At 64.1% G+C, this 17,934-nt stretch carries 23 protein-coding genes and 1 pseudogene; 12 read left to right on the top strand and 12 right to left on the bottom strand.

Annotated features, from left to right (window positions below):
* Positions 1-236 precede the first annotated feature (236 nt).
* From HAP54_RS34540 to HAP54_RS34530, 3 genes are all read right to left on the bottom strand, one after another.
* Positions 237-497, bottom strand: coding sequence for a PepSY domain-containing protein (locus HAP54_RS34540; RefSeq protein ID WP_166294839.1), 261 nt, complete (start codon positions 495-497; stop codon positions 237-239).
* A 123-nt stretch (positions 498-620) separates the two neighbouring features.
* A complete protein-coding gene (locus HAP54_RS34535; protein WP_166294837.1) occupies positions 621-1,358 on the bottom strand; it encodes an ROK family protein in 738 nt (245 codons plus the stop codon).
* A 557-nt stretch (positions 1,359-1,915) separates the two neighbouring features.
* Positions 1,916-2,854, bottom strand: coding sequence for a LysR family transcriptional regulator (locus HAP54_RS34530; RefSeq protein WP_166294836.1), 939 nt, complete (start codon positions 2,852-2,854; stop codon positions 1,916-1,918).
* 115 nt (positions 2,855-2,969) lie between these two features.
* Here HAP54_RS34530 and HAP54_RS34525 point away from each other — a divergent pair, with 115 nt between their 5' ends.
* Positions 2,970-3,770 (top strand): alpha/beta fold hydrolase, encoded by an 801-nt coding sequence (locus HAP54_RS34525; RefSeq protein ID WP_166294834.1) that lies wholly within the window; start codon positions 2,970-2,972, stop codon positions 3,768-3,770.
* Positions 3,771-3,977: 207 nt separating this feature from the next.
* Here the strand turns inward: HAP54_RS34525 and HAP54_RS34520 are convergent, their stop codons facing one another.
* Together HAP54_RS34520 and HAP54_RS34515 are read right to left on the bottom strand one after the other, a co-directional pair.
* Positions 3,978-4,649, bottom strand: coding sequence for an FMN-binding negative transcriptional regulator (locus HAP54_RS34520; protein WP_166294833.1), 672 nt, complete (start codon positions 4,647-4,649; stop codon positions 3,978-3,980).
* A gap of 85 nt (positions 4,650-4,734) precedes the next feature.
* A complete protein-coding gene (locus tag HAP54_RS34515) occupies positions 4,735-4,986 on the bottom strand; it encodes a hypothetical protein (RefSeq protein ID WP_166294831.1) in 252 nt (83 codons plus the stop codon).
* Positions 4,987-5,907: 921 nt separating this feature from the next.
* On the opposite strand from HAP54_RS34515, the pseudogene HAP54_RS34510 reads away from it, so the two are divergent.
* The 8 genes and pseudogenes from HAP54_RS34510 to HAP54_RS34475 form a co-directional block, all read left to right on the top strand.
* Positions 5,908-6,894 (top strand): annotated as a pseudogene (locus HAP54_RS34510) (IS30 family transposase); the annotation flags it as partial.
* Between the two features lie 320 nt (positions 6,895-7,214).
* Positions 7,215-7,388: a hypothetical protein gene (locus HAP54_RS34505; protein WP_166204622.1), complete on the top strand. Its 174-nt coding sequence runs from the start codon at positions 7,215-7,217 to the stop codon at positions 7,386-7,388.
* A gap of 10 nt (positions 7,389-7,398) precedes the next feature.
* Positions 7,399-8,271: a pyridoxal kinase PdxY gene (gene pdxY, locus HAP54_RS34500; protein ID WP_166294829.1), complete on the top strand. Its 873-nt coding sequence runs from the start codon at positions 7,399-7,401 to the stop codon at positions 8,269-8,271.
* A 17-nt stretch (positions 8,272-8,288) separates the two neighbouring features.
* Complete coding sequence (locus tag HAP54_RS34495; RefSeq protein ID WP_166294827.1) at positions 8,289-8,915, top strand: LysE family translocator; 627 nt, start codon at positions 8,289-8,291, stop codon at positions 8,913-8,915.
* The gene (locus HAP54_RS34490) at positions 8,915-9,259 is read left to right on the top strand and encodes a tRNA-binding protein (RefSeq protein WP_166294825.1); all 345 of its coding nucleotides are present in this window, start codon (positions 8,915-8,917) and stop codon (positions 9,257-9,259) included. Before HAP54_RS34495 ends, HAP54_RS34490 begins: the two co-directional genes overlap by 1 nt.
* Positions 9,260-9,400: 141 nt before the next feature.
* Entirely contained in the window at positions 9,401-9,631 is a 231-nt protein-coding gene (locus tag HAP54_RS34485; RefSeq protein ID WP_166204618.1) for a DUF6894 family protein, read from the top strand.
* A 9-nt stretch (positions 9,632-9,640) separates the two neighbouring features.
* Positions 9,641-9,811 (top strand): hypothetical protein, encoded by a 171-nt coding sequence (locus HAP54_RS34480; protein WP_166293426.1) that lies wholly within the window; start codon positions 9,641-9,643, stop codon positions 9,809-9,811.
* 353 nt (positions 9,812-10,164) lie between these two features.
* Positions 10,165-10,401, top strand: a complete 237-nt coding sequence (locus tag HAP54_RS34475; RefSeq protein ID WP_029082208.1) for a hypothetical protein — start codon at positions 10,165-10,167, stop codon at positions 10,399-10,401.
* A 35-nt stretch (positions 10,402-10,436) separates the two neighbouring features.
* Here the strand turns inward: HAP54_RS34475 and HAP54_RS34470 are convergent, their stop codons facing one another.
* The 4 genes from HAP54_RS34470 to HAP54_RS34455 form a co-directional block, all read right to left on the bottom strand.
* Positions 10,437-10,772, bottom strand: coding sequence for a hypothetical protein (locus HAP54_RS34470; RefSeq protein ID WP_166294824.1), 336 nt, complete (start codon positions 10,770-10,772; stop codon positions 10,437-10,439).
* Positions 10,769-12,022: a hypothetical protein gene (locus tag HAP54_RS34465; protein WP_166294822.1), complete on the bottom strand. Its 1,254-nt coding sequence runs from the start codon at positions 12,020-12,022 to the stop codon at positions 10,769-10,771. Before HAP54_RS34465 ends, HAP54_RS34470 begins: the two co-directional genes overlap by 4 nt.
* 244 nt (positions 12,023-12,266) lie before the next feature.
* On the bottom strand, positions 12,267-12,788 hold the full coding sequence (locus HAP54_RS34460) for a DUF1993 domain-containing protein (RefSeq protein WP_166294820.1): 522 nt from the start codon (positions 12,786-12,788) through the stop codon (positions 12,267-12,269).
* 128 nt (positions 12,789-12,916) lie between these two features.
* Positions 12,917-13,183, bottom strand: coding sequence for a hypothetical protein (locus HAP54_RS34455; protein ID WP_166293424.1), 267 nt, complete (start codon positions 13,181-13,183; stop codon positions 12,917-12,919).
* Between the two features lie 86 nt (positions 13,184-13,269).
* Between HAP54_RS34455 and HAP54_RS34450 the strand changes: the two genes are divergently transcribed.
* Positions 13,270-13,998, top strand: a complete 729-nt coding sequence (locus tag HAP54_RS34450) for a class I SAM-dependent methyltransferase (RefSeq protein WP_166294818.1) — start codon at positions 13,270-13,272, stop codon at positions 13,996-13,998.
* Between the two features lie 2 nt (positions 13,999-14,000).
* Here the strand turns inward: HAP54_RS34450 and HAP54_RS34445 are convergent, their stop codons facing one another.
* A complete protein-coding gene (locus HAP54_RS34445; protein WP_029082211.1) occupies positions 14,001-14,180 on the bottom strand; it encodes a hypothetical protein in 180 nt (59 codons plus the stop codon).
* 446 nt (positions 14,181-14,626) lie between these two features.
* Positions 14,627-15,208 carry a septal ring lytic transglycosylase RlpA family protein gene (locus tag HAP54_RS34440; protein WP_166294817.1) on the bottom strand — a complete coding sequence of 194 codons (582 nt, stop codon included), beginning with the start codon at positions 15,206-15,208 and terminating at the stop codon, positions 14,627-14,629.
* 385 nt (positions 15,209-15,593) lie between these two features.
* Between HAP54_RS34440 and HAP54_RS34435 the strand changes: the two genes are divergently transcribed.
* Positions 15,594-16,661, top strand: coding sequence for a hypothetical protein (locus tag HAP54_RS34435; protein WP_166294815.1), 1,068 nt, complete (start codon positions 15,594-15,596; stop codon positions 16,659-16,661).
* Between the two features lie 75 nt (positions 16,662-16,736).
* Here HAP54_RS34435 and HAP54_RS34430 read toward each other — a convergent pair whose 3' ends face one another.
* The gene (locus HAP54_RS34430; protein WP_224741651.1) at positions 16,737-17,366 is read right to left on the bottom strand and encodes a L,D-transpeptidase; all 630 of its coding nucleotides are present in this window, start codon (positions 17,364-17,366) and stop codon (positions 16,737-16,739) included.
* A gap of 175 nt (positions 17,367-17,541) precedes the next feature.
* Between HAP54_RS34430 and HAP54_RS34425 the strand changes: the two genes are divergently transcribed.
* Positions 17,542-17,925, top strand: coding sequence for a hypothetical protein (locus HAP54_RS34425; RefSeq protein WP_029082214.1), 384 nt, complete (start codon positions 17,542-17,544; stop codon positions 17,923-17,925).
* Positions 17,926-17,934 lie beyond the last annotated feature (9 nt).

Raw genomic sequence — 17,934 nt, 5'->3', positions numbered from 1 at the left:
GGGAGCCGCATTGGCGGCTGGTCCCTCAGAATCTGCCGCGAGCATACTCCACCTTTGTGCCATTCCGCCAAAGCACGGCATCAACAGTTCTGGATAACGAACGGCCGGCGCGCGCCCTGCGTCGCCGGCCGTCCGAAAACCGTAGTTTGCTTCGTGTGTCCCGGTTTCAGCTGCCGGGCGGCATCACAACAAATGCGGGCTGCATGTGACTTGCTCACGCAGCGATGAAGACGCGGCTACCAGCCGCGGTCCACATTGCGCACCTCGCCGGTCCGCGCGTCGACATCGACCTGCATCCAGCGGCCGAGACGGTCGCGGCCCTCGACCTCCCACTCGTCGCCGAGGAACTTGGTATTGGACACCGTCACGATGCCGAGATTGGTCGCGACGTCGAGCGCGGCCTCCATCGAAATCTGGCTGCCGGAATCATAGGCCATCGCCGGCGTCGCCGCGCCGATCACAAGCGCCGCGACGACGGGAATAATGAAGCTTCGCATTGTCACTCCTTATGGATGTTATGCCGCATAAAACGAGCGGCGCACCCGATCAGTTCCGGGAACAGGGATGACGGAGCAGCGTGAAACTTCGGCAGCTGCGGCAATTTGGTGGCGTTTCCGGCGTCAACGCGGCGCGCTGCTCGCCTTGCGCGCGCCCTTCTTCCACATCCGGAAGCCGCCCTCGAATGCATTGGCGTTGTCGCCGAACCTCACCTTGGGCGGCGGGTTGTCGACCTTGTCGGCATTGCCGCCGCCGAGCACGATGTAGTCGGGCTCCAGCGCCGCCGACAGGCGCGCGATGACGTCGTCGACGCTCTTGCGCCATTTCTTCCTGCCGCGACGCTCGAGGCCTGCGGCGCCGACATAGTCCTCGAACGTCGCACCCTTGCGGTACGGTAGATGACCCAGCTCCATCGGCTCGAACACGCCTTCGACGATCATCGCTGAGCCGAGCCCGGTGCCGAGGCCGAGAAACAGCATTCGCCCGCCCTCGTAGCTGCCGATCGCCTGCATCAGCGCGTCGTTGACGACCTTGGTCGGACGTCCGAACGCTGCGTGAAAATCGAAGCCGGCCCAGCCGCGGCCGAGATTGTGCGGCTCGGCGAGCGGACGGTTGTGAACCACCGGCCCGGGATAGCCGACCGAGATCACATCATAGGACCAGTCCTTGGTCAGCGTCTTGACCTGCCGCACCATCTCCATCGCGGACAGGTTTGGACCCGACTCGAATTCGCGCCTGATGCGCTCCCTGTCGGTCATGACCTTGACATGCGTGCCGCCGATGTCGATCGCCAGCACCGTGCGCCGCGACACCGGCTTTCTCGCTCTCTTGGTTGCTTTCTTGACTGCTTTCCTGGCCATCAGTCCGCTCTCCTGCGCGCCAAGTGGAGCAGAGAAATGCATCGCGCGCCACAGCCGCGTTCCGCATCTGACTCCAGTTTGTTCGCGGGGAACGAATCGGAATCGAAAAAGTCGGCGCAGCTCAGGCGTTAACAAGATGTATCCACGGGTCGCGTCCGGGCAATCGATGTTGTGCCATGGTGGGATTATTGCGCTCGGCGCGGAGTATCGCCGAGAAGTTCAGGCGCGCTGCGCGCGGTTGTCTCTCAGAGAAAGCGACAGGCCGCATCACGGTCGCGTTCCCCATTCGACTCCATTTCGTTCGCGAGGAACGAATCGGAATCGAAAAATTGACGCGAAGCGTTTCTTAACAACACGTTTGCACGATTTGATGCTGATGCACTTTGTAGGCCGGATTAGCGCAAGCGTAATCCGCCGCCTCTCCGCGGATGACTGCGGCGAGTTACGGCTAAAGCATGATCCGGAAAAGTGCGAAGCGATCTTTCGAAAAGATCATGCTCAAACAAGGGGCTAAAGCGCGATGACGAATACAACCTGAGACTCATCGCGCTTTAGTGTCATCGGCCGCGCTTTGCGCGGACCAGTTTGTCGGCCCGCCCCACGCGCCGGGCGAGCCGCCAGCCTTCGAGGTAAAGCCAAAGCGCTTCGGCGACCGGTCCGTGCGAATGTTGGCGATGGCGGATTGCCGCCAGATTTTCCTCGCGGCCCGGAAGATTCGGTCCAGCGATGCTAATCAGTCTGCCGTCCTCGAGTTCATCCTCGATCAGCCACGCGGGCAGATGACCCCAAGCGAGACCGTGAAGGATCAGCTCCTTTTTCATCACCTGGTCCGGCACGGTACATCGATGGGCCCCATCGATCAGGAAGAAGCTCTCTGACGACGACTGCCGCGCTGTGTCGCGAATGACGCACTGCGTGAAGGGACGCATCCGCTCCGGCGTGATCTCACGCGTCCGCGCAAATGACAGAAACCCGGGAGCGACAACCGGCACCATTGCCGTGGTTGAGAGCTTGACCTGTTCGAAGAGCGGATCTGACGGGTCCGCACGATGAAACACGAGGTCGGCGTCACCTTCGATCAAGCGCTCCAGAGGCCCCCCGATAGCCTCATATTCCAGGTGCAGGCGCGTCTTGGGGTACCGGGCAAAGAACCGCGAGAGCATTTGCAGGACGGGCGGCCGAGGGCACAGGTCGCCAATGATGACACGCAGGACAAGCTCTTCTCCGCGGACGAGCTGGTCAGCATAGGTCTGCAGCAGATCGAGTTCGCGCAGCGTCATCTGCGCACGCTCGTGAAACGTCCGACCGGCGTCCGTCAGCCCAACGCGGTATCCGCTGCGATCGAACAGCGTGAGGCCCAGCTGCTGCTCGAGGCGGGCGACCGCCGCGAACACCGATGGGTGCGATCGGTTCAGGGCGGCTCCGGCGGCCTGAAAGCTGCCTTTCGTCGCGACAGCGTCAAAGCAGCGCAAATCGTGGAGCTTGATGCGATCCATTGTCCATAAACCCTACAGGGATTGATCAATCTTAGTAATTTTCTCTCGCAAGGGCGAGTCCTAGCCTGGCTCGACGCGAAGCCGTCGGCTTCCACCAGCAGAAGGGATTACTGAGATGAGCGGCGATCAGCACTTCACGACGGGGGACGGCTGCCGGATTGCGTACCGGATCGATGGTCCTGACAACCGGCCGGTGCTCGTGCTCTCGAACTCGATCGCCACCAACCTGCACATGTGGGATCGTTCGGTGCCGGCGCTGAGCCGATCCTTTCGCCTTCTCCGCTACGACACCCGCGGTCACGGCCGTTCGGACGCGCCCGCGGGCGCCTATTCGCTGGACCGCCTTGGCCGAGATGTCGTCGAACTGCTCGACGTCCTCAAGATCGAGCGGGCGCATTTCCTCGGTTTGTCCTTGGGTGGATTCATCGGGCAGTGGCTCGGCATCTTCGCGCCCGAACGCATCCACCACCTCATCCTCTCGAACACCTCGTCGTATCTCGCGTCGGAACTGTCGTTCGACGAGCAGATCCGCACGGTGCTGGCTGCTCCGGATATGAATGGAATCGCAGACGGCTTCATGCGCAACTGGTTTCCCGCGACGATGCTGGCCGAGCCGAGCGAGGTCGTCGACGAATTCCGTAACATGGTGCTGACCACCCCGCCGCGCGGTCTTGCCGGATGTTACGCGGCCCTGCGCGATGTCGATCTACGCCGGGCAATCTCGCTGATTGCGGCGCCGACCCTGGTCATCGGTGGCGAGAGCGACACCGTCACACGGGCCAGTCACAGCGAAGAGATCGCCGCGACGATCGTCAATGCAAAGCTCGTTCTGTTGCCCGGCGTCCACATCCTCAATGTCGAGCAGGAAGATCGATTCAACAGCGAGGTCACGAGCTTCCTACAGTTCGCGTCCTGACTGCGTTCCCCATCCGATTCCATTTTGTTCGCAAAGAACGAATCGGAATCGAAAAACTCAGCGCGACGCATTCGTTAACAACACGTTTGCAGCCTCGATGCAGATGCACTTTGTAGGACGGATTAGCCCACCGGGTCCGCGCGAAGCGCGGCCCGATGACAGGCTCCGGCGTAATCCGCCATCTGTCTACGACGCGACCACGGCGGGTTACGCTTCGCTAACCCGCCCTACGCGCCGCTCGGCAATCCCATATTCAAGCTCCGGCCGCAGCGCGCGCATCTTCGCGGCCAGCCGGCGGCTTGCCGTCTCCTCCGCATCCGCGAGGCGATTGACCAGCGCGACATAGTCCGCATCGCTCTTGTGCTGATTGAGCTTCGACTGGCCCTCGATCTCGTCGACGACGAGATTGATCACCCGGATCGCCGACAGCATCTGTTCGCGCTTGGTGGGCTCCATCTGCGCGAGGTCCCAGGGCTGCTTCGGCAGCCGCGCCTCGGAGGCCGCGAGCAGCGCATCGCCATGGCCGCGGTTCTCGTCGAGCCCGCGCAGATGCGCGACGCCTGACAAATGCACCGATTCATAGAGCCAGGTCGAGACGTTGTCGCGCGAGACGTACCAGTCGTTCGAGATATAGGCGTCGTCGCCGGAGACGATCAGCAGGAAGCGCCTGACACCGTCGGCAAGCTCGACCAGCGGGTTCTTCGCGGTGAGATGGATCTGCACGATCACGCGATCGTCGCGCCGCTCGATCACGAACGGCACGTGCGAGGCCCGCGGGCCGCGCGCATCGGCAGCGACGATGGCGCCGAAGCCGCGCGCCGCCGCAAAGGCCAGCGCGAGGTCTTGCTCGATGCGAAACTGGGGACGCAGGATGTGCATGGCGGCGGCGCTCGCGGCTGGAGGGAGACGACCCACCAAGGCTAGCGCGAGTTTCGCCTGATATCACCGCCATGCATCATCAGGCTCAGCAGATCATCGCGTTGTCGCCGACATCGCAGACGCCGCCGGGCAGGTCGCGGGGCTGCGCCTCGGACTCGCCGAAGCGCGGAGCCGCCATGTGCGGAGGTCCGCCGCTCCAGTGGCTGGCGGCAGCGGCGCCGGCATGACCCTTCGCGAACGCGTATGGCCCGGCCGCCGGCGCCTCGTGCGCGATTGCCGATGTCGTCAGCATGGCGAGAGCGGCCAATCCCGCCGCGATGTGTTTGATCCTGATCATGAGTTGCTCCTGTTGTATCAGGCACGCCGGGGCATTGCTCGCCCGCCTGCCGATCGGTTCGCGCTCACGCCATGATCGACCGCCGTCTGGTTCCGACGCCATGGGGCAAGCGTTTGGATACAGGACGGTCGAACCGCGCATCCTCTTCCACTGCGATCCGACACAATCGGTTGATCGGACCGTGACCGGCGAGGTCCCCGGCACAGGGGTCGCAAATCAAATCCGGTTGCGCCGCCTGCGACAAATCAACCCGACGGGCAACTCAGCAAAACCTGTCAATATCGGCATAAGAAAATATTCCGCTTGGCGTTTCACCCAACTCAGATGTTCAATTGCCCCGTCTCACCCGATCGAGGGGCGCTTCGCGATCGTCACGGGTGTTGCGGTGAGATGCGGTGGACGCCGAGCGCGCAGTCGACGAATGCGTGTGAAGCGAACGGTGAAGTCGTGTGGTCCTGACGCCCTAGCGGCCGGCGTCCCCAAGCAAAGCGCGACAGCGTTTTGCGAAGGCGGTGACAAACAAGCCAAGTCTCGCCGGGGAGAGCACGAAGTAAGCCGTAAAACCATCGCGCAGGGAAAGCCGGAGTCTCCGGTTACACCTGTGGTTCTACCTCCCGTGCTTTTTGTTGCACGGGACCCATGGGTGCGATCGGCACCCCGCTTTCCCTGCGCCCTCTGATTTGAGGAGGGTGAAACGAAATGCAAGGCTCGGACAAATCATGTCGCGAGAATGCAGATGTGTGGCTCACAAGTGGCGCAACAAATTCAGTGTCGTCCCGGCGAAGGCCGGGACCCACAACCACAAATGCCGATTGTTGCGTGACGCTGGGGCAACAGCCTGTTTCCAACAACACAACCCTGTGGTTATGGGTCCCCTGAGTTCACAAACGAAGTGCAACACTTCCTTGAGGAGGTGTTGCGATGGGGCGGAGTTACGAGCAGCTATCCCTGGACGAGCGATGCGAGATTGCCCGGCTTTCGGCCAATGGCAGCTCGGTCCGGCAAATCGCGGCAGCTCTGGATCGCTCGCCATCAACGATCTCTCGGGAGCTGACCCGCAATCGAGGCGTCCAGGTCGGCTACAAACCCAGCTATGCCCAGCAACAGATGCGAGCACGGCGCTGGACGGGCGTACGCCTCGAACGGGAGCCCGGCCTGCGCCGTGCGGTGTTGGAACGCCTGGGTCGGGGCTGGTCGCCCGAGCAGGTCGCCGGCCGGCTGGCCCGCGAACACGGCCGCAAGGTGATCTCCCACGAGACCATCTACCGCTTCATCTACGCCCAGATCCGACGCACCTCGGACTTCAGCTGGCGGCGTTATCTGCCGCGCGGCAAGAGCAAGCGCGGTTACCGCGGCAAGAAGGGCGGCAGCCCCGCAAGCTTCATCGAAGGCCGTGTTTCCTTGGATCAACGGCCTATCGAGGCCGCCGATCGCAGCACTCCCGGTCATTGGGAAGCCGACCTGATGATGTTCTCCAAATACGGTCAGGCCGTCCTGACTGTGCATGAGCGCACCTCGCGCCTGCTGCTCGGCATCCGCCTCGCCAGCAAGGTTGCGCGCGGGGTCGCCCGTCATCTCGTTCGCTTGTTCGCATCCCTGCCACAGGACCTGTGCCAGACCGTCACCTTCGACAATGGCACCGAGTTCGCCTGCCACACGGCGCTGCACCGCCTCGCGATCGAGACCTTCTTCTGCGATCCGCACGCGCCCTGGCAGAAGGGCGGCATCGAGAATGCGATCGGTCGAATGCGGCGCTTCATCCCGCGCAAAACCGACCTCGCAACCCTCCCGACCCGCCGCTTCCATCAGTCCTTCAACGCCTACAACAACACCCCGCGCAAATCTCTTGACTTCCAAACTCCCGCCGAGGCCTTCTCCCAAGTGTTGCACTTCGAGTGTGAATCCACCTCCCGGCCTTCGCCGGGACGACGGTGGAGTGTGCGGAGAAAGTCGCGCGACGAACACGAAGCTGCATTCTCATCCACATCTGTCATCGCCCGGCTCGTCCGGGCGATCCAGTACGCCGCGGCCTCTCGGCTCAAGCACCAGAGCCTCTGGAATACTGGATCACCCGCATCCGCGGGTGATGACACCGAACGAGCTGTTTGACATTCGAATCCGAACCTACCCCGTCATCCCCGCGCAAAGGCGCGATCCGCCGTTGAACTCGCTGATATCGGCGGGTTACGCTGTCACCAGTCTCACGCCCTCCCGCTGGAAGGACCACTATGAACGGCAATCGATATTATGGCGTCCGCGTCGAGGGTGCGAAATATGGCGTGGGATTCGGCTCGGCGCTGGCGATTGCCATCTCCTACACCAACAACCATTCGATCCTGTGGGCGATCATCCACGGCATCCTGGGCTGGCTCTACGTGATCTATGCCGCGCTGTTCGGGTGATGCCGAGGACATGACCGTCATCTCGATCCAGTCGCAGGTCGCGTGGGGCCACGTCGGCAACAGCGCCGCCATTTTTCCGATCCAGCTGCATGGCATCGATGTCGTCGCCGTGCCGACCACGCTGCTCAGCAACCGGCCGGGCTATCCGACCATCCGCGGCCGGGTGCTCGACGTGCAGCTGGTCGCCGACCTCTTGCGCGGCATCGAGGAGCGCGGCGCGGTGGAAAGCGCGCGGATGATCCTGTCGGGCTATCTCGGCTCGGCCGATATCGCCATCGACGTCGCCGATTTCGTCACCCGCGCCAAGGCCGCGAACCCGGGCCTGCTCTATTGCTGCGATCCCGTGCTCGGCGATCGCGACCGCGGCATGTTCGTCCGACCGGACATTCCGCCGCTGGTGCGCGACCAGCTCTGCCCGCTCGCCGACATCATCACGCCCAATCATTTCGAGTTCGAATTCCTCTGCGGCGAGCGCGTCACGACAATCAATGACGTCATCGGGCAGGCCCGCGCGCTGATGGCGCGGGGTCCTTCGACCATCGTCATCACCAGCGCCGAGCTTGCCGGCACACCCGACGGCGAGATCGAGACGCTGGCGATCGAGCGTACCGGTCCTGATAGCGTTGGGGCCTGGCGCGTGCGCACCCCGCGGGTGCCGATCAGCCCGTCCGGCACCGGCGACCTGTTCGCCGCCCTGTTCGTCGCCGCCCGCGTGCGCGGCCTCGCGACACCGGACGCGCTGAGCCATGCCGCGTCAGGCATCCACGGCGTGCTGCAGCGTACGGCGCAGAGGGGAACCGAGGAAATGCGCATTGTCGAAAGCGCCGACGTGATGCTTGATCCGAAGCCACGCTTCGCAGCGATCGCCATTTCCGCTGCCTGACATCCGGGACACGTCCGATGATCGATATCACCACCCTCCTCACTTTCGCCGCCGTCGTGCTCGGCCTGTTCCTGATTCCCGGGCCGGCCGTGCTGCTGGTGCTCGCGCGCTCGGCGACCGGCGGGCGACGCGTCGGCGTCGCGACCGGGTTCGGCATCGCGCTCGGCGACCTCGTCCACACCGCGATGGCAACGTTCGGCCTGTCGGCCGTGCTGATGACCTCGGCGCTGGCGTTCTCGATCGTGAAATATGCCGGCGTGATCTACCTGATCGTGCTCGGCGTCCGCGCTCTGTTCGAGAAGAATGACGAGCTGCATCTGCCGGCGTCGCAGCCGGTCGATCCGCGGCGCGCGTTCCGGCAGGCGATCTGGGCGGAAATGCTCAATCCGAAGACCGCGCTGTTCTTCCTCGCCTTCCTGCCGCAGTTCGTCCACTCCGGCCACGGCTCGGCGGTGGCGCAGTTCGCGACGCTTGGCCTGATCTTCGTCGCGATGAGCGCGGCCTACACCTCGCTGCTCGCGCTCGCCGCCGGCCAGATCAGCCCGTGGATCAGGCGGCATCGCCGCATCGGGCAATGGCAGGGCCGTGTTGTCGGCACGATCTATATCGCGCTCGGCGTCCGCCTCGCCTTCCAGGAGCGCTGATGGTCCCGCTCAAGCCGCAAGCCAGCTACGACGACTTCGCCCGCCTCGATATCCGGATCGGCAGGGTCGTCGAGGTGCAGCCGTTTCCGCGCGCCCGCAATCCCTCCTACAAGGTCGGCGTCGACGTCGGCACTGATCGGATCATGTGGTCGAGCGCGCAGATCACCAATTACGAGCCGGCGGCGCTGCTCGGCTCGCTGGTGGTGTGCGTCTGCAATCTCGGTTCGAAGAACATCGCTGGTTTCACCTCGGAACTGCTGATTCTCGGGGCGAAGGACGCAGATGGCAGGGTGATCGTGCTCGGCCCGCGCGGCGAGGTGGCGGTCGGTGAGCCGATCTTTTAACCTTAACCGCCAATCACGGCCGCGTGATTCAAATCGTCAGGAATCCCCGTAGTTTACCGATGGGGGATGACCCGGATTCTCCGTGCCCACGCGCACTGCTATTTTTGTGCGTGAGAATCGCTTCGGCATGGGAATTGGAAGATGTCTGCAGTTTTCTTTCACTGCTCCGACGACAAGCACGTGATCCTGGATCGCATCGGCACCGCGATGGATCTGACGGACGTGCGCGTGTATGCCGAGCAGCTGGCCCGCAGCTACATGATGACACCGAGCGCGGAAGACTGGCGCAACTGGGCGGTCCACGTCACCGACGATATCGGCACCGAGATCTTCGACCTGCCCTTCACTGCCGTGCTCGGCGAGCTGCACTGAGGGCATGTCATGAAATCGATGGAACTTGCCCTGCAGCCCCTGCGCCGCCGCCTCGCCCGCCTCGTTGCGGATTGCCTGGCGCTGATCGAGAGCGTCTGCCACCCCTATCGCCCCGAGCTGTATTACATGCGCGGGCCCGGTCCGAAATGCCGCGCCAGGCAAGCCACGCTGCGCGACTAGTTCCAGGGCGTTCGCGACGAGAACGGCGTCCGCGACGAGAAAAGGCCGGCGGGCGTTACGCCACCGGCCTTCTCCTGCAGCTGCCGGTTCCCGGAGCCCGGTTCCGCCGCAATTCCACTTGCCATTCCACTTGGGCCCAAGCTTGCGACGACAGCTTTAATCAAATCTTAACGGCATGGCGGTGAGCTGGCTCACAGGACTCCTTCGCCGTGCGACGCGTGCTTGATCGTTCATCGTGCTGGATGTGCTGCACACCGTTTTTGCGCGATCGCCCGACGATTGTGCGCCACGCATCTTAGGGAATGCACGACTCAGTGTTACCCTGTGATGCAAACCGAAACGGAGACTTCGGAATGCCGTACTACACCTTCGATCTCGTGGTGGGGGACGAGTTCCGCAATCAAGGAACCATCATCCTCGAAGACATCAGCCTCGCCTCTGATCGCGCCGACCAGCTCGCCTGCGAGCTGTCGCAGGTCAAGCCGGAGCTGAAGGCACGCGGCTGTGCCGTGCGCGTCACCGACATCGACCGGCGTGAGCTCTACCGCACGCCGCTCGATCCGGTGCCGCGGTGGCGCCGGATCGGCTAGCGCCGGCACGCTTGAGGCCTTAAGGACCGCACCGGTCAGCGCGCGGTCCTGATCATGCTGCGCCCGGCGACCGGGTCGACCAGGCTCGGCAGGAAGCTGAAATTGGCCGACGTCTTGTTGTCGACCAGTGTCGCGAAGTTGTGACAGCTGACGCAGGAGCCAGGACCCGGCAGGCTCGGATCGCTGCCATTGTAGTTCTGGATGTAGGTCTCCAGCGTGGTGTTGGAGAGCATGCCCGGCACCGCATTGGCCGGCACGGGATTCGGCGGCGTCGGCGGTTCGAGCTGCCCGCCCCATTGTGTGCCGATCAGCATGTAATTCTGGAACACGCTCTTCAGCGAGCCCAGCGCCATCCGCCATTGCTCGTTCAACACCGTCGTCGTCGGATAGATCTGCCAGCAGCGCACCGCCTGCGGTATCGCCGTTGCCTGGCTGGTCGCGCCGTGCGCATAGGGCCGCGTCGGATTCCACGGGAATTGCCGAGCAGCCCCTGCGGCGCGATATTGGTGCCGAGCCCCGACTGCGCCGGGTCGTAGAAGGAATAATGCGCACCGGGCGCTGTTGCCGCCGGGCCGCAACTCGGCTTGTTGATCCAGTAGGTCGGCGACGTGGCGCTGCCGCAGCCGTTCGACACGTTGCACGGCGCCTGCGCCAGCGGCGCGTTGTCGACATGCTCGAAGGTCGCCCAGATCCATTGCGGCAGCAGCGTCTTGTTCTGCTCGACGAACGGATTGCGCTGCGGGATATGCATGCCGACCAGCCCCACCTTCTCGCTGCGGCAGAATGGCTTGCCGTTGCGGACGAGATCGCCGGAGACGGCGAGCAGGATGTTCTGCGTGTAATATTTCGACGCGTCGTCCTTCGCCGGATCGAGGATGCGCCAGGCCGCCTTGATCTCGATCGAGCCGTTCTTGCCGTCGGGCATCGACGCCGACGCGGTGAAATCGGCGCCCTTCGGATTGGCCTTGATGAAATTGCGCTGCCCGTCGCGCGTCGTCAGCGTCTGCGCCGACAGTCCCTGCGGCGCGCGCAGATACGACGCCTCGATCGCATTGACGCGCCGCTCGAACAGCGTCCAGTTGCCGTTGACATCGATCAGCGGCAGATTGGTCGAGGCCTGCAGGAACTCCTCGTTGTTCGGCGCCGGCTTACCGTTGCCGTAGGAGCCGATATAGAAGATCGGCAGGGCAAGCGCCTGGGGGCAGCCGGCCCTCACCTTCGAATTGCCGAACAGCGCGCTGACCTTGGGATAGGTCTGCCAGACCCGCGGTCCCGGCGCCGTCAGCCCCTGCGCGGCCGGTTGCTCGACGCCGCCTGCCGCCCAGTTGAGCGCCACGAACATCTGCCAGGCCATGTTGTCGAACGGCGTCTGCACATCCTCGGATGCACTCCGGGGCGGATCACCATAGAGGCCGTTGTAACCGACGGTCAGTCCGAGCCGCGAATCCGGGCCGATATAGGCCGGCAGCTTCGAGCACAGCGCGCCGGTGTTGCCGCTGACACAGAACTGCGCCTGCGGCTGATAGGAGGACTGGGTCTGCGCAACCGGCCGCAACGGCGACGCCACGATTGCCATTGCGACCAGCAGCGGCAGCACGATTCCGACAAGCAATGTCTTCATGAGAGGCCCCCGAACATGTCCGGCCAACGGCGTTCAAGCACGCACGACGAAGCGCCGCCGAACCGCCTTCACCGGCGGTCAGCAATTGAGTTGAAACTATCAATCGCACTACCTGAGATTTATAGCATGGTTCGGACCGCGCCACAACCGTGACGTGGATTCACTATCTAAGATTGTATATACCAGCGAACGGCAGCGCGCGGCGGACATCTCCCCGTTCAAGACCGGCCGGTGCGAGGCCCGGTCACTTCTTCAGATTCAATCGGCCGATGAAGTCGCGCTTGCCGAGCGGCGCGCCCTTGTGACGGAGGATGTCGTAGGCGGTGGTCGAATGGAAGAAGAAATTCGGCAGCGAGAACGACATCAGGAATCCTTCAACCGTGAACAGCATCGACCGCTCTCCGACCTTGAAGGTGATGTCGCGCCCGAGCAGCGCGTTGACCGCATCCGGCGTCAGGTCAGACAATTCGCTGTGCGCGTCCTTCACCAGCGCCTGCAGCCCGGCGTAATCCAGATCGGGCTTGCCGGACGGCGGGGCGAACACGCCGTTCTTCGCGGCCTGCATCGCGCCGCGGGAATGATGCGCGAGCGAGACCACCTGAAAGCGGAACGGCAACATATCCGGAAACAACCGGGTCTCGACGATCTCGGCCGGATCGATGCCTGTCTCCTTGAAATGCGCCAGGCTCTTGTCGAGAAAGCCCGTGGCGGCGCCGAGGACCTGCAGGTAATTGGCAACGGTCGCGTCGTAGAGTGAGAAGGTCATGGCGAATTCCCCAAATCAAATTTGTCTGCGGCTTGCCTGAACAGAGTTCCCGGAATTTCCGGCGAAGGCAAGCGGCGCTGCGGAGTTCGCAAACCGAATGGTGCGGCGCGCAGCGCCGGGTCATTCGATCAGCCATCGCCGTTTCCGGCAGTCAGCTGCCAGTCCCGGGCTTGTTCGGTCTCGCCCTTGCTCTCGCAGTCGACGGCATTCTGCGCCGCCTGGGCGATCGCTTGCGGGCCGTACGTCTGCAACATCTGCCACGCGATAGTGTGGATTTGCGTCTCGGCTATCATGACGCGCTCCTCCGCTGCCGAATGCCGCGGGGACAGGCGCGACCGCGTGCCCCGCGCGCTGACCTTAAAACCGCCGAACGCGCTGTCTGGTTCCAGGATCACCGCCGAACTCGACGGATTCGGCGGTTCCCACCCGCCGCGCCGGCGGTTACAGAGAGATCACTCCGACCGACACGAGTGCCGCGAACATGGCGCAGAACATCCATGACGATCCCGGCTTCTTCGCCGGCTACAGCCAGTTGCCGCGGCAGGTCCGCGGACTGCTCGGCGCGCCCGAATGGCCCGCGATCCGCGCCATGCTGCCCGATATCGCCGGCAAGCGCGTGGTCGATCTCGGCTGCGGCTTCGGCTGGGTGTCGCGCTGGATGCGCGAGCAAGGTGCATCCGACGTGCTCGGCGTCGACCTGTCGCAGAACATGATCGCCCGCGCCACCGCGATGACGCAGGATCCGGCCATCAGTTACGAGATCGCCGACCTCGAAACGCTCGAGCTGCCGAAGGCCACGTACGATCTCGCCTACAGCGCCCTCACCTTCCACTACATCAGGGATTTCGATCGCCTGGCGCGCATGCTGTATCGCACGCTCGTTCCGGAGGGGCACTTGGTCTTCACCATCGAGCATCCGATCTACATGGCGCCCGCCCATCCGGGCTGGGGGCAGGACCAAGACGGCCGCAAGACCTGGCCGGTCAACCGCTACTTCATCGAAGGCGAACGCCGGACCGACTGGTACGTGAAGGGCGTGCTGAAATATCACCGTACCATCGGCACCACGCTCAACGCGCTGATCGGCGCCGGCTTCACGCTACGCCATATCGAGGAATTTTCTCCGACGCGCGAGCAGATCAAGGCCCTGCCCGAACTGGCCGACGAGCTCGAACGCCCGATGATGATGCTGGTGTCAGCGCAGCGCTAACCTCACGCCGCCAGCAGCTTGTCGAACTCCTCGGGCGGGTATGATTTTCCGTCCTTGTCGGTGATCACGACCTGCCATCCTTCGCTGGCCCAGACCTTCGCCTTGGCGACGATGATAAAGGTGCTCTCCCGCTCGATCCTGACCGTTTCGTTCTCGCGTTCTGCGATCATCTTGTAGGCCAACGCTTGTCCCTCGCCGACGCATTCTGCTCGGTGGTGTGTTGGCAGCGGCGTTGGGCCGCAATTCGCCGGGAGCGTGACAATTTGGTGAAAGCGATGGCGCAGGATATGGCAGCACGCAACGTGCGGTCGCGCCTACGCCAACTTTCCCATCATGGTCGGCATATCCGGCATGTGCCAGGACTTTCCGGAGATGGCTCGGATCCGCCCATCGACTGATGCAGCGAGCAGACCTCAAGGAAAAACCCCGCCTTGGAGGGACAACGCCAAGGCGGGGAAGGTTCATTGGGTAGAAATCCACGCGCCTGGAAATGGAGAGCGCGAGGAAGTAGCGGCAACAATTCTATTTGCTGCGCAAATTCGGACAACAGGATTAAAGCGCGCGAAATGCCGGGACTTTTTCCCGATCGAGCTGGCAAAAATCCCGAACCTGGCTTCTGCCACGCCGTTCACTGCACGACGTCGAGCCTGACATTGGCGACGCCCTTGCCGACCATGCCGAGCGACTGTGCGGCGGAATAGGAGACGTCGACGATGCGCCCGGGAACGTAGGGTCCGCGATCGTTGACGCGCACGGTGACGGAACGGCCGCTCTTGACGTCGGTGACGCGCAGCCTGGTGCCGAACGGCAGCGTGGGATGCGCGGCCGTCAGTTCGCGCCCGTCGAACTTCTCGCCGCTCGCGGTTGGCTGCGCCTCGCTGTAGAAGCTCGCGACGCCGTGCGACGCAATCTTGGTGTCGCCGGTCTTGCGCGAGGCGTAAGGCGTATGCCTGCGCGCAGCTGCAACACGTGTGCGTGGCGCAGAGGATGCTGCCCGTGTCGGCTCGATCGAGGCTGGCCGGCTCGCGAGCGCCTGTGAGCGCTGGCTGACAACGGAGGACTGCGCGCAGGCCGCGAGCGAGGCGGCGCCGATCACCACGGCGAACAGCCTGAGCGGCTTTCGGGCATGCGCAAACAGCATCGAGGGCGCAGCACAGTGCGAGCTGCGTTTGACGCCGACGTACGAGATGACTGCATCGTCGCGTGACATGTTGCACCCCCAACTTGCGCCCCAGCCCAAGCCGAAAATCCAACAGCTGCCTATCAGCCGAATCCAAACGGGGCGGAACGGTGGCGGAACACGGTCAGACGTGCCGCACGTAACCCGATTTCCCCTCGGCTGTGGTGGATACGCCACACAACCGAGGGAGATTCAGTCCGGAAATGCAGTCCGGTGCCCCTCGCGAGTGCACGTCGACGCTCGTGCCCCCTTTGCCTCCGGCTTCGGTTCCCGAAACTCCCCAACCTCTCCACCCTCTCGCCTTGCTTTGGTCAAACCGGACTGGAGTCGTGGGGACAGGGTCAGGGGTCGATACAGAGCGTTAATTTGCCGGCCGCCCATTTGCGGTTGACCTTGGACTGAAACGGGGACCGCCATGCAATCCACACTGAAAGACGCAGATCCGCACGATATTTTCGCGATTGAGCCGAGCTTCGCACCGGCACGTAAGGACGATGCCGCCGCACAGGACGGCAAGGCAGCGCCGGAGCAGCGCGAGCCGTGGTTCGGCCCGAGGCTCGCGCCCTCATCGGCGCCGCCGATTGCGTCCGTCGCCTCGGTGCCACCAGTCACGCCGGGAGCAATGACGCCGGCACCGGCCGCGCCTGAGTACAGCGCCGCGAGCCATGACGGCAGACTTGACGACATCAGACTGGAGCGCGCGCCGCGCTCCACCAATAAATGGGCGATTCGCGCCTTCTGGTTCGTGTTCGCGATCGCCGGCGCCATGGGCACCGCGGCGTGGCAACACTACGGACATCGCGTCAAGCAGGTGGTGGCGGAGTACGCGCCCCAGGTCGAGGCCCTGACGTCGCTGCTGCCAGGCAGAGCCACTCCCGCTCCCGACCAGGCGAGCCCACCCGCGCAAGCGGCTGCCGCCGATCAGTCGGCTGCGGCCGCTCCGGCCGCTGCGCCACAGGACATCGCCACGGCCGCGCCCGCACCTGCCGCAGCCCCGGCGGCCGCAGCGGTGCCAGTTGCGCCCGCCGCCCCGGCGGCAGCGCCAGCCGGAGCCGCACCCGACCAGTCGCAGTTGCTGCAGTCGATGGCGCGCGATCTGGCGTCGATGGGACAGCAGATCGAGCAGCTCAAGACCAGCATCGATCAGCTCAAGGCCGGCCAGGATCAGTTGACGCAGCGTGTCGCGAGGACGACCGAGACCCGGGCCGTCGAACCACGGCCGGTCGCGCCGCGTCCGCGCGCCGCGATCACGCCGCCGCCGGCGGCACCCCATGTGGCCGTTGCCCCGCCGCCGGTGCGCCGGCCGGCCCAGGCCTACATCCCGCCGCCGCCCCCGCCGGCATCGGCAGCGCCGCTGCCGGCGCCGGTTGCGGCCGCACCGCAGGCTGCGGCACCACGGCCGGTGCAACCGCAGCAGCAGTCCAGCGTGGTTGATGCCGATGATGGCGGCCCCGTCGTTCGGCCGCCGATGCCGCTGCGCTGAAGGCCAGCCGGCGATTGAAAAGAACGGCGGCCGATCGCGATACGCGATCGGCCGCCACTCATCACACGATGCGAATTACGCGCTCTGTCCCGGCGGGAGCACGACCACGGTCGCGCCCGGCTTGACCCGCTGGTAGAGATCGATGACGTCGGGATTGTTCATGCGGATGCAGCCCGACGAGATCGCCTGCCCGATATATTCGGGCTGGTTGGTGCCGTGGATGCGGTAGAGCGTGTCCTTGTTGCCCTGGTAGAGGTAGATGCCCCGGGCGCCGAGCGGGTTGGCCGGTCCGCCGGCGACACGCGCCGGATACGGCCCGAGCCGCTCCTGGATATCCTTGGTCGGAACCCAATCCGGCCATTCGGCGAGGCGGCCGACGGTGGCGACACCTGAGAACGCCATCGCCTCCTCGCCCACGGCGACGCCGTAGCGGATCGCCTTGCCGCCGGGCAGCACGTAATAGAGGTAGCGCTTGTCGGTATCGACCAGGATCGACCCCGGCTGCTCGCGGCGCGTGTAATCGACAATGTGGCGCTGGAACTGATCCGGGATCTTGGCGTCCGCATAGGGCGGATGCGCCAGCAACTGCCGATCGCGCGGCGTCATCGCGGCATCCGTCACGGGCGACAGCGTCGCCTGCATGCAGCCGCCAAGTGCAAGCGAACCCACCAGCACAGCAGCAAGCCCCAACTTCGACACGATCATTCTCCCCTGCGTTAACTTTTGCCAGATGCTGCCGAAATCGTGCTGAAATCGTGGCAGCGCCATCTGGAACACGGCTGTTTGATCGGTTCCTATAGCGACTGTGTCCTGTGGGTTGCAGTCGGTTCCCTTGGGCGCTAGCGTAGTAAAAAACGTCCAAAACCTTCGGAGGAATTCCATGCGTTACGCTCTGCTGATCGGCGGCCTGATTGTCGCAGCAACCCCTGCCCACGCCGATCCGCGCGCCGCCTATGTCACGATGGTGCTGCAGGCCTTTGCCGCCAAGGTCGAGTGCCCCGGCACCGATCTGGTCTATCAGGACCTCGTGCAGCGGGCGCAGGACATGCACCTCCCCGACGGCACCACCGAGCAGGTGCGCAAGGCGATCGCCTATATGCACACCGGTGGCAAGATGGGCGAGAAGCAGCCCGACGACCTGATGACCGAAGTTGCGATCGCAACCCAGACCACCGACCTCGATCAGCGCCGCGCCGGCAGCATGACGACTTGGTGCCAAGATCAAAAGACGCGGCTTGCGGGCTACATCAGGACCAAGGAGTAACTTCGACTC

Origin of the sequence: Bradyrhizobium sp. 2S1, from assembly GCF_011516625.5 — a bacterium.
Taxonomy (GTDB): Bacteria; Pseudomonadota; Alphaproteobacteria; order Rhizobiales; family Xanthobacteraceae; genus Bradyrhizobium; species Bradyrhizobium septentrionale.
The sequence above is the reverse complement of the archived record's forward strand: the minus strand, read 5'-3'. Positions and strand labels throughout refer to the sequence as shown.

Bases quoted from the DNA above. Each gene is read 5' to 3' on its own strand.
- HAP54_RS34540 (WP_166294839.1), bottom strand. From the start codon at position 497: ATGCGAAGCTTCATTATTCCCGTCGTCGCGGCGCTTGTGATCGGCGCG.
- HAP54_RS34535 (WP_166294837.1), bottom strand. From the start codon at position 1,358: ATGGCCAGGAAAGCAGTCAAGAAAGCAACCAAGAGAGCGAGAAAGCCG.
- HAP54_RS34530 (WP_166294836.1), bottom strand. From the start codon at position 2,854: ATGGATCGCATCAAGCTCCACGATTTGCGCTGCTTTGACGCTGTCGCG.
- HAP54_RS34525 (WP_166294834.1), top strand. From the start codon at position 2,970: ATGAGCGGCGATCAGCACTTCACGACGGGGGACGGCTGCCGGATTGCG.
- HAP54_RS34520 (WP_166294833.1), bottom strand. From the start codon at position 4,649: ATGCACATCCTGCGTCCCCAGTTTCGCATCGAGCAAGACCTCGCGCTG.
- HAP54_RS34515 (WP_166294831.1), bottom strand. From the start codon at position 4,986: ATGATCAGGATCAAACACATCGCGGCGGGATTGGCCGCTCTCGCCATG.
- HAP54_RS34505 (WP_166204622.1), top strand. From the start codon at position 7,215: ATGAACGGCAATCGATATTATGGCGTCCGCGTCGAGGGTGCGAAATAT.
- pdxY (WP_166294829.1), top strand. From the start codon at position 7,399: ATGACCGTCATCTCGATCCAGTCGCAGGTCGCGTGGGGCCACGTCGGC.
- HAP54_RS34495 (WP_166294827.1), top strand. From the start codon at position 8,289: ATGATCGATATCACCACCCTCCTCACTTTCGCCGCCGTCGTGCTCGGC.
- HAP54_RS34490 (WP_166294825.1), top strand. From the start codon at position 8,915: ATGGTCCCGCTCAAGCCGCAAGCCAGCTACGACGACTTCGCCCGCCTC.
- HAP54_RS34485 (WP_166204618.1), top strand. From the start codon at position 9,401: ATGTCTGCAGTTTTCTTTCACTGCTCCGACGACAAGCACGTGATCCTG.
- HAP54_RS34480 (WP_166293426.1), top strand. From the start codon at position 9,641: ATGAAATCGATGGAACTTGCCCTGCAGCCCCTGCGCCGCCGCCTCGCC.
- HAP54_RS34475 (WP_029082208.1), top strand. From the start codon at position 10,165: ATGCCGTACTACACCTTCGATCTCGTGGTGGGGGACGAGTTCCGCAAT.
- HAP54_RS34465 (WP_166294822.1), bottom strand. From the start codon at position 12,022: ATGAAGACATTGCTTGTCGGAATCGTGCTGCCGCTGCTGGTCGCAATG.
- HAP54_RS34460 (WP_166294820.1), bottom strand. From the start codon at position 12,788: ATGACCTTCTCACTCTACGACGCGACCGTTGCCAATTACCTGCAGGTC.
- HAP54_RS34450 (WP_166294818.1), top strand. From the start codon at position 13,270: ATGGCGCAGAACATCCATGACGATCCCGGCTTCTTCGCCGGCTACAGC.
- HAP54_RS34440 (WP_166294817.1), bottom strand. From the start codon at position 15,208: ATGTCACGCGACGATGCAGTCATCTCGTACGTCGGCGTCAAACGCAGC.
- HAP54_RS34435 (WP_166294815.1), top strand. From the start codon at position 15,594: ATGCAATCCACACTGAAAGACGCAGATCCGCACGATATTTTCGCGATT.
- HAP54_RS34430 (WP_224741651.1), bottom strand. From the start codon at position 17,366: ATGATCGTGTCGAAGTTGGGGCTTGCTGCTGTGCTGGTGGGTTCGCTT.
- HAP54_RS34425 (WP_029082214.1), top strand. From the start codon at position 17,542: ATGCGTTACGCTCTGCTGATCGGCGGCCTGATTGTCGCAGCAACCCCT.